The organism is Streptomyces sp. OfavH-34-F (genome assembly GCF_022347745.1).
Taxonomy (GTDB): Bacteria; Actinomycetota; Actinomycetes; order Streptomycetales; family Streptomycetaceae; genus Streptomyces.
In genome coordinates this window covers 1-1,138 of sequence record NZ_JAKRGC010000632.1, presented here as the reverse complement: position 1 = coordinate 1,138, position 1,138 = coordinate 1, and the positions used below count along the sequence as shown (strand labels likewise).

The following is a 1,138-nucleotide window of genomic DNA, read 5'->3' as shown; positions in this document are numbered from 1 at the left end:
GGAGCCGCACCGGGGGCGCCCGGCGGGGCGATGGCGACCGTCGGGCGGTCGCGGGGCGGCTCCGGCACGGCCGACAGGTCGTACCCGCAGGCACCGCAGAACAGGTCGCCCCGCTCCAGCGGCTCCCCGCAGCCGGGGCACCTCGGCAGGGCCGTCTCCTGGTGGTTCTGCGACATGTTCACACCCACGTTCGGGGGCGGAAGCGGTTGGCCCGTTCCACCAGTTCGATCCTCTCCTCGCCGGGCTCGGCGAGCCGGGCGAGCATCCGGTACGCACGCTCCAGGCCGAAACGCAGACCGCGCTCGTCCAGCTCGCTGCCCAGCAGCGTGGCCGGGCGCGGCCCCGCCTGCGCGGCGGGCTGCGGACCGGACGGGCTACCGGAGAGTACCCAGTCGAGCGCCGAACCCAGCACCTCCGCCGCGAGGCGCTCCCGCCGGACCGCGTCGAGACCCAGCCCCGTCAGCCCCGACACCTGGGCCGCCGCCGCCGTCAGGTCCGCCAACAGCGGTTCGTCCGGGGCGCGTTCGCGCAGCCGGGCCCGGACGGCCGCGATCCGGGCCGCCGTGTAGTGGATGGACGCCTCCGGCACCGACTCCAGCGTCCGGACGGCCGCGTTCCGGTCGCCGGCCGCGATCTGCACCCGGGCCAGGCCGAACGCCGCGCTCACGAAACTGGGATCGGTCAGCCACACCAGCCGGTAGTACTCGGCGGCGTTGTCCAGCTGCCCCAGCACCTCCGCGCAGATGCCCAGGGCCAGCTTCGGCGCCGGCTCGCCCGGGAACGCGTCGTACACCGCGTCGAACGACAGCGCCGCGTTCTCGTTGTCACCGGTCACCAGCGAGGTCAGGCCCCGGTACCAGACGACGCGCCAGTCGTCCGCGTGCTGCCCCTCCAGCGCGGTCAGGGTCTTCGCCGCCGCGCCGAGGTCGCCCATCTCCAGGTGCGCCCGCAGCTCCCGCAGCCGGGTCTCCAGCGACGCGGCCGGCACCGCCTGCAGCGCCGCGATCAGCTCGGCCGGCGCCGACGCCATCACCCCGGCCAGGAAACCGGCGTTGGGGTCGTTCGCGTCGACGCGCGGCACGGGCAGCGCCAGCGAGGTCCCGCGCACGTCGAGCCCGGCGAGCCGGGGCACGCCGGT

The 1,138-nt window shown here is 75.9% G+C and carries 2 protein-coding genes; both read right to left on the bottom strand.

The window, feature by feature from the left end; translation table 11 throughout:
• Positions 1-182, bottom strand: a 182-nt coding sequence (locus tag MHW47_RS35585; protein ID WP_239227927.1) for a zinc ribbon domain-containing protein, incomplete at its 3' end; no start/stop codon positions are given.
• The coding region (locus MHW47_RS35580) for a tetratricopeptide repeat protein (protein ID WP_239227926.1) at positions 179-1,138 on the bottom strand (960 nt) is incomplete at its 5' end. The genes MHW47_RS35580 and MHW47_RS35585, both read right to left, overlap by 4 nt.